Source organism: Pseudonocardia sp. McavD-2-B, from assembly GCF_024124365.1.
Classification (GTDB): Bacteria; Actinomycetota; Actinomycetes; order Mycobacteriales; family Pseudonocardiaceae; genus Pseudonocardia; species Pseudonocardia alni.
The window spans coordinates 1-6872 of sequence record NZ_JAMXSG010000296.1 but is presented as its reverse complement, the minus strand read 5'-3'; the positions used below and the strand labels follow the sequence as shown (position 1 = coordinate 6872).

At 73.9% G+C, this 6872-nt stretch carries 12 protein-coding genes; 6 read left to right on the top strand and 6 right to left on the bottom strand.

All coding sequences use genetic code 11. The annotated features are described in order from the left end of the window. Positions 1–249: 249 nt before the first annotated feature. Positions 250–1071, bottom strand: coding sequence for a Bax inhibitor-1/YccA family protein (locus NH602_RS26360; protein WP_073577675.1), 822 nt, complete (start codon positions 1069–1071; stop codon positions 250–252). Positions 1072–1227: 156 nt separating this feature from the next. Next, positions 1228–1521: a hypothetical protein gene (locus NH602_RS26355; RefSeq protein ID WP_253069192.1), complete on the bottom strand. Its 294-nt coding sequence runs from the start codon at positions 1519–1521 to the stop codon at positions 1228–1230. A 191-nt stretch (positions 1522–1712) separates the two neighbouring features. Here NH602_RS26355 and NH602_RS26350 point away from each other — a divergent pair, with 191 nt between their 5' ends. Continuing rightward, positions 1713–1937: a hypothetical protein gene (locus NH602_RS26350; protein WP_062400338.1), complete on the top strand. Its 225-nt coding sequence runs from the start codon at positions 1713–1715 to the stop codon at positions 1935–1937. A 26-nt stretch (positions 1938–1963) separates the two neighbouring features. Here NH602_RS26350 and NH602_RS26345 read toward each other — a convergent pair whose 3' ends face one another. Next, positions 1964–2179 carry a hypothetical protein gene (locus NH602_RS26345; RefSeq protein WP_139282976.1) on the bottom strand — a complete coding sequence of 72 codons (216 nt, stop codon included), beginning with the start codon at positions 2177–2179 and terminating at the stop codon, positions 1964–1966. 296 nt (positions 2180–2475) lie between these two features. Between NH602_RS26345 and NH602_RS26340 the strand changes: the two genes are divergently transcribed. Beyond that, positions 2476–2679, top strand: coding sequence for a DUF397 domain-containing protein (locus NH602_RS26340; protein ID WP_373324078.1), 204 nt, complete (start codon positions 2476–2478; stop codon positions 2677–2679). Between the two features lie 7 nt (positions 2680–2686). On the opposite strand, the gene NH602_RS26335 is transcribed toward NH602_RS26340, so the two are convergent. Beyond that, positions 2687–3736 carry a nitronate monooxygenase family protein gene (locus tag NH602_RS26335; RefSeq protein WP_073577671.1) on the bottom strand — a complete coding sequence of 350 codons (1050 nt, stop codon included), beginning with the start codon at positions 3734–3736 and terminating at the stop codon, positions 2687–2689. 102 nt (positions 3737–3838) lie between these two features. On the opposite strand from NH602_RS26335, the gene prcB reads away from it, so the two are divergent. Further along, positions 3839–4630: a proteasome subunit beta gene (gene prcB / locus NH602_RS26330; RefSeq protein ID WP_179761043.1), complete on the top strand. Its 792-nt coding sequence runs from the start codon at positions 3839–3841 to the stop codon at positions 4628–4630. A 9-nt stretch (positions 4631–4639) separates the two neighbouring features. Here prcB and NH602_RS26325 read toward each other — a convergent pair whose 3' ends face one another. Further along, positions 4640–4885: a GrpB family protein gene (locus NH602_RS26325; protein WP_253069191.1), complete on the bottom strand. Its 246-nt coding sequence runs from the start codon at positions 4883–4885 to the stop codon at positions 4640–4642. A 142-nt stretch (positions 4886–5027) separates the two neighbouring features. Continuing rightward, positions 5028–5234, bottom strand: coding sequence for a hypothetical protein (locus tag NH602_RS26320; RefSeq protein ID WP_179761045.1), 207 nt, complete (start codon positions 5232–5234; stop codon positions 5028–5030). Positions 5235–5319: 85 nt separating this feature from the next. Here NH602_RS26320 and NH602_RS26315 point away from each other — a divergent pair, with 85 nt between their 5' ends. The 3 genes from NH602_RS26315 to NH602_RS26305 form a co-directional block, all read left to right on the top strand. After that, complete coding sequence (locus tag NH602_RS26315) at positions 5320–5919, top strand: TetR/AcrR family transcriptional regulator (protein ID WP_253069190.1); 600 nt, start codon at positions 5320–5322, stop codon at positions 5917–5919. A gap of 8 nt (positions 5920–5927) precedes the next feature. Then, positions 5928–6422, top strand: coding sequence for a DUF1648 domain-containing protein (locus NH602_RS26310; RefSeq protein WP_253069189.1), 495 nt, complete (start codon positions 5928–5930; stop codon positions 6420–6422). A 239-nt stretch (positions 6423–6661) separates the two neighbouring features. Next, positions 6662–6872: putative immunity protein (locus NH602_RS26305; protein ID WP_374210266.1), on the top strand; the 211-nt coding region annotated here is incomplete at its 3' end.

Sequence of the window (6872 nt, the reverse complement as noted above, 5' to 3'; positions counted from 1 at the left end):
AGATCCACTCTGGAGGGAGTCCGTGATGCGTCTGCGGAGGGTGACGGTGCGGGGGCCGTCGATGTCCCCGGCCCTGTCCGACGGCGACGTCGTGCTGGTCCGGTTCGGTGCGCCCGTCCGGCCCGGCCCCGCCGGGCCACCCCCGGACACGACGACGCCGCGGACACCTGAGGTGTCCGCGGCGCGCGCGACCGGAGGGGGCGATTCCGGCCGCACCCGGCCCTCACGGGCCGGGTCGTGGGTGGCCGGTCAGTCCTGGCGCAGGTAGCTGAGCAGGCGCAGGATCTCGATGTAGAGCCAGACGATCGTGGTCATCAGGCCGAACGCGAGGTACCAGGAGTACTTCGCCGGAACACCGGCCTTGACCGCGTTGTCCGCGGCGTCGAAGTCGAGCAGCAGGCTGAACGCCGCCACGCCGATCACGACGATGCTGAACAGAATGGCCAGCGGGCCGCCGTCACGGAGGCCGAAGCCACCCTCGGTGAAGAAGCTCGCGACCAGGTTCGCCAGCATCAGGACGACGACGCCGATCAGGGCGCCCATCATCCACTTGGTGAACCGCGGGGTGACCCGGACGGCACCGGTCTTGTAGACGACCAGCATCCCGAAGAACACACCGGCGGTGCCGATCACGGCCTGGACGCCGATGCCCCGGAGGTTCGGGTCCATCTGCATGAACCCGGTGATGCCGCCGAGCGCGACACCCATCGAGCCGGAGTAGAGCAGCGTCAGGACGGCGCTGGGCTTCTGCCTGAAGATGACGATCAGGGACACGACGAGCCCGACGATGAACGCGGGCAACGCCAGGATGTAGAGACCCGACAGCACGGTCAGGGTGCCCGCGACCAGAGCCAGGGCAGCGCTGATGGCGGTCTTCTGGACGACGTCGTCGACCGTGATCGGCCGGCCCGTGTCCTGCGTGGCCTGGGTCGGGTCGACGTAGGACGACTGGGAGCCGGCCATGGCGGCGCCCCCGCCCATCATGCCGCCACCCGAGCGGTCGAACGTGGCGTAGCCGCCCTGCTTCTGTGTGGGCAGGTTGCGGAACGCCGGGTTGCTCGTGGAGCGCACCTGGATCCTCCTCGACGGACGTGTGCGGGGCCCACCTCTGGCAGGCCCTCACACGTGTGCAACGCCGAGGGAGCGCCGGGGGTTCCCGCTGGTAAAAGAAAATTTACCGCGTCCGGGGCGTCCGGCGTCAGTCCCGTCTCCCACACCGGGCGATGATCACCGTCCCGGGCGTCTCACCTGCGGGAACGTGGACGTCGGCGGCAGCGGTTCGGCACGCACCGCCGGCATCTCGGGCGTGGTGTCGAAGCGACGATCGTCGGCGGTGTCGGCGCGCCCGTCGGACAGCGGCGCGTCACCGCGCATCTCCGCGCGGATCAGCGCGGGCCAGCGTCCGACCGAGCCGAGCGCGGCCACCGCGGCACGGCGACCCGCGGGACTGGCCAGGGCGGCGACGACGACGAGCAGCGCGACGGCGACGACCACCACGCTGCCGGAACCCGGAGCGAACACGGGCGTACCTCCTCGCAGAAGCGGGCGCCCGGCCGGGGGCAGCCGGACCCACCCTCGAGTCGTACAACGATCCCGTGGCAGGTCGGTCACGGGCCGTCACCTCGCAGCGGGCGCACCCGGGCGGGCCGCACTACTGTCGGCGCCTCCGGCGACGACACCTCCGTCGCCCCCAGTGAAAGGACGGTCCGGACATGTGGGCCCTGCTCTCCCGGCACCTGCGCGTATGGCTGCTCCTGGCGGTCGGTGCACCGCTGCTGGCCTGGCTCCTGGGCAAGATCGGCGACGCCGTCGAGCGCCGCCGCGGCCCCAACACCCTCAGCAAGCTGACCCGCTCGGGCCGCCGCTACCTGGAGCGGCGCACCCGGGGACCGCTGCGCCGCCACGAGCAGACCGACCCGGAGCGGCTCGCCCGCTGACGGATCCCGCTCCGGTACCGGACGACTCAGGCCGGCAGTACCCGGCGCAGGCCCCAGCCGCGCCGGCGGGCGGGGCGCCGCGACGTCACCTCCGCCGGTGGCGTCGGGTCGAGCTGCACGCAGCGGCCGCACGGGGTCCCGGCGACGTCGATCAGCGGGGCCGGGGACACCAGGTGGCCACACAGGGCCGCATACCGGCCGGTCCGCATCGAGTGCGGTGCGCAGAGTTCCGAGTCGGTCACCTTGTGTGCACGACCGTCGAGAACGGACGTCACCGTGAGGACATCGGGTCCGCCGGCCTCGTTCATCCGTCCGGCGGTCACGACGACAGCCACCCGGCGGCAGATCCGTGCGTCGACCGGCGCATTCACGGGCCCCCTCAGCGTGTCGGAGGTTCCATCGTCACGGATGACACGTGCGGATGCAAGATCGCTTGCACAGTCTTTCGACACTCTCCGCAGTCAAACGGACGCAGCGGACACACCCGGAGGTCCCCATGCCCCACCCGAACGGCACGCGCGCAGCGGATCTCGGCCCCGTGACGTGGCGCCGCCCGGCCGGCGGGACCGCCGACGGGCAGAACGTGGAGTTCGCCGTCCTGGACGACGGCCAGGTCGCGGTCCGCAACGCCCGCGACCCCGAGGGCCCGGTGCTCGTCTACACCCCGGCCGAGATCTCCGCGTTCGTCGACGGTGCCAAGAAGGGCGAGTTCGACGACATGGTCGACCCCTTCCGCGACTGAGCCGGGCTCACGGCAGCAGCGGGTCCGCCTCGCGCCACAGCCGGGCGACGACCTCGGACGCCGGGTCGGTCGTCGCACGTCCGGCGGCCTGCCCGGCCCAGTGGTTGACCCGGTCGACCGCGCCGGGCTCGCCCGCGCGGTAGCGGGCCACCAGGCGTCGCTGATGGGGGTAGGGCGCCGGGGCCGGGGCGCCCGGCACGGTCCAGGCACGGACGTAGTCGGTGGCGATGCCGCGGGCCAGCCGGCCGGTGTAGGCACGGGTCGTCGTCGTGCCGGTGGGGTCGAGGCCGTCGAGCCGGGCGGACCAGCCGTCGTCGATCCCGGCCTCGGGACAGCGCAGCAGCGCCGTCCCCACCTGCACCGCGCTCGCGCCGAGCGTGAGCGCGGCGGCCAGGGCCCGGCCGTCCCCGATCGCACCGGCGGCGACCACCGGGACACCGACGGCGTCGGCCACCCACGGGACGAGCGCGAGCAGCCCGACCGAGACGGCCTCGGCGTCGGCGGGGTCGGTGGTCCCGCGGTGCCCGCCGGCCTCCATGCCCTGCACGACGACGGCGTCGGCCCCCGCCCGCTCCGCCGCGATGGCCTCGGTGCGGGTCGTGACCGTCGCGAACCAGGCGCAGCCCGCACCGTGCACCGCGGCGACCTGCTCGGCCGTGAACAGCCCCATGATCGTCGAGACGACCGCGGGCCGGGCGGCCAGGACGGCGACGAGCTGGTCGGAGAACGACGGTCCGGGGCCGCCGGCCGGTGCGGGTGTGCCGCCCAGGCTGTCGAGGTAAGCGGTCTGCAGGCCCACGTCGTCGTCGGCGGGCGGGTCGGGGATCCACAGGTTGAGCTGGAACGGCGCGGTCCCGGCGAGCGCGCGGAAGCGGGCGGCCCAGTCGGCGATCGCCTCCGGGGTGTCGTTCACGACGCCCGCGGCACCCATGCCGCCCGCCGCGGCGACCGCGGCCGCCAGCTCCGGTGGGCAGGCCCCGGCCATCGGGGCCTCCAGGACGGGCACCCGCAGTCCGTGGCGTGTGCAGAAGGACTCGGCCCGGCTCCGTGCGCTCACCGCCCTGAGTGTGCCATTCCACCGCGGGTGGACCGGGACGCCGCGGACGGGAAGGATCGGCCCCGTCCCCGCCCCGCAGTGCGAAGGAGCCCGCTCCCCCTCATGACCGGACCCTCGTTCCTCGAGCAGCTGCGTGCGCACGCCCCCGAGCTGCTGCCCTCGCACCTCCCGCGCGACCCCGCCCAGCGGGTCCCCGCCGACCTGGACGTCCCGCACGGCACCACGATCATCGCCCTGACCTGGGCCGACGGTGTGCTGCTCGCCGGTGACCGGCGCGCCACGTCCGGCAACCTGATCGCACAGAAGGACCTGGTGAAGGTCGTCGGCATCGACGACACCTCCGCCGCCGGGTTCGCCGGGTCGGTCGGGCACGCGTTGCAGATGCTGACGATGTTCGCGGCCGAGGTGGAGCAGTACGAGAAGGTCGAGGGCGCGCCGATCAGCCAGGACGGCAAGGTCCGCAGGCTGTCGAGCATCGTGCGGGAGAACCTGGGCGCGGCGATGCAGGGCTTCGTCGCGCTGCCGCTGTTCGTCGGCTACGACCCGACCGACCCCGACCCGGTCCGCATCGTCACCTACGACCCAACCGGCAGCATCAAGCGCGCCCGGTCCGGCTATGTCGGCATCGGGTCCGGCGCGCAGTTCGCCGAGGCGTCGCTGAAGAAGCGGCACGATCCGGGCGTCGACCGGGCCGGCGCGATCGCGCTCGCGGTCAACGCGCTGTGGGACGCCGCCGACGACGACACCGCCACCGCGGGCCCCGACCTCACCCGGGCGATCTTCCCGAACCTGATCACGGTGACCGCCGACGGCGTCGAGGAGATCGGTGTCGACGAGGTCCGGGCGGCGACCGAGCGGATGCTCGCCGAGCGGGCGGGGCGTCCCGGCGGCTGAGCCGGCGGGTCAGGGCCGGGGCGGGCCGCCGGCCCGGCCGATGGCTTCCTCGACGACCGGACCCTTGGCGTCGGCGTAGAGGTTCATGTCGGCCCACTCCCGTCCGGTGAGGCCGCGCTTGTGCCCCTCGTAGCGCGCCCGCTCGTCGTCGTGGGCGCGGAGCCGGTCGCGGAACATCAGGTAGCGCGTGATCTCAGGACTGCCCTGCGCGTAGCGGTGCAGGTTCACCGGCAGGTCCCCGACGGCGCCGAGCATGCGGGCAGACTGCCTCGGTGTCCACGCTGCGCTCGGTCGCCCCGGTCTTCGCCACCACCGCTCCCGACCGGTGGCTGGACCACTACCGTCCGCTCGGGTTCACCGTCGAGCGCTACGGCTCGCCGCGACAGGACTGACCGGGTCAGCCCGCCTTCTCCCGCCGGTCGGCCACCACGACCACGACCGCGGTGACCACGAGCAGGACCGCGGGGTAGGCCCACGGCAGTGCCGGCGCGTCGCCGACCACGAAGGACCACAGGCCGATCCGGCCGGTGACCAGGTACTGCAGCAGCGGGATCACGCCGAGGACCACCCCGAGGAACCCGGCGACGTTCTGTGCCGTCTTCACATGCCCTCCCCAGATTGCAATGCACTCGCATTGCAACAGTGGTCGACACAAGTTGTCAATGCGACCGCATTGCTACGGTGGCGTCGTGCCCCGCTCCGTCGACCACGACACCCGCCGCTCCGAGATCGCCGACGCCGTGCTCGCGCTCGTCGCACGGTCGGGCGCCGAGGCGGTCTCGCTGCGCTCGGTCGCAGCCGAGGCCGGCATCTCGATGGGCCGTGTCCAGCACTACTTCGCCAGCAAGGACGCACTGCTGCTGCACGCCCTGGACCGGTCGCACCGGCAGATGGAGGAGCGGATCGAGACCAGGGCCCGGGCTGTGGGCGGCGGCGACCGGACCGTCCTCGCGACGATCCTCGACGAGCTGCTCGGTGGGCACCCGCGGACCCGTGACGCGCTGCGCATCCACGCCGCCTTCGCCACCCGCGAGGTCGACGAGCGCGCGCGGGCGATCCTCACCGACGGCGACGACGAGATCCGCGCCCTCGCCGTCCGGGTCGTCGGCGACGCCGGGTCGGCCGACCCCGACACCGACGCGCACGCCCTGCTCGCCCTGACCGCGGGGCTCAGCACGGAGGTCGCGCTGCACGGCGCACCCGTCGACCGCGCCCGGCGGACCCTGACCGCGATGCTCGACCGGCTCGCTCCCGCCACGGCGCGCGGACCGGCCGGCGACCCGGAATGATCCGGGCGGTGCGCCCCTGGTTCCCGCTCCTCGCCGGCTCGCTGTTCTACGCGTTCGCCCTGGTGTGGGCGGCCGGTGAGCTCCCCGAGGAGCGGGTGCCGCTGCACTTCGACCCCACGGGCGTGCCGACAGCGTTCGGCAGCCGCGCCTGGTTCCTGACGGTCGGCACGCTGTTCGGGCTGCTCGTCGCCGGGATCGGCGCCGGGCTCTACCGCCTGGTCGCGACCGGCTCGCTGGCACGGGTGTCGGTGCCGCACCGCGACTACTGGACGGCGCCGCAGCGGATCGGGCGGCTGCGCCACATGCTCGCCGAGGACATGGGCCGGACCTTCGGCGCGACCCTGTTCCTGCTCACCGTGGTCCCGGTGACGGCGGTGTACGCCACCCGCACCGATCCGCCGAGGCTGCCGGTCGGACCGGTCTGGGTGGTGCTGGCGCTGCTGGTCGCCGGGATCGTCGGGTACTGCGTCTACCTGGCGCGCTACCGGTACCGCCCGGCCTGAGCGCCCGTGATCACCGGGTGTGGAGGGCAGCGACCGCCCCGCGAACGCTCCGCTCCACGACCGGTGATCACGCGTCGGCGACGGGCCGGCGCAGGATGGTGCGCAGCTTCTCCGGGCGGTCCGGCGGGGGCCGCCGAGGCAGCTCTCGTGGTGGCGGCCGGTCATGCGCAGCCCGTTTCCACCGTCGTCGGCACGAGCCCGTCCTGGCGGAGGTGCGCGCGGCACGGGAAGGTGCTGCGATGGCACGGATCGGACCGGGGGACGTCACCCTCACCATGGCCGACCTGCGGGTCGTGACCCGGTTCGCCGCGGAGTGCGCCGCCGTGGCCCTCCCCCTGTTCGACGCGCCCGACGACGGCCGCCCCCGCGCGGCGCTCGCCGCGGCGTGGGCCTTCGCCGACGGCGCCGAGCGGTCGCGGCTGCAGCGGGTGACCGCCGTCGACGCGGCGC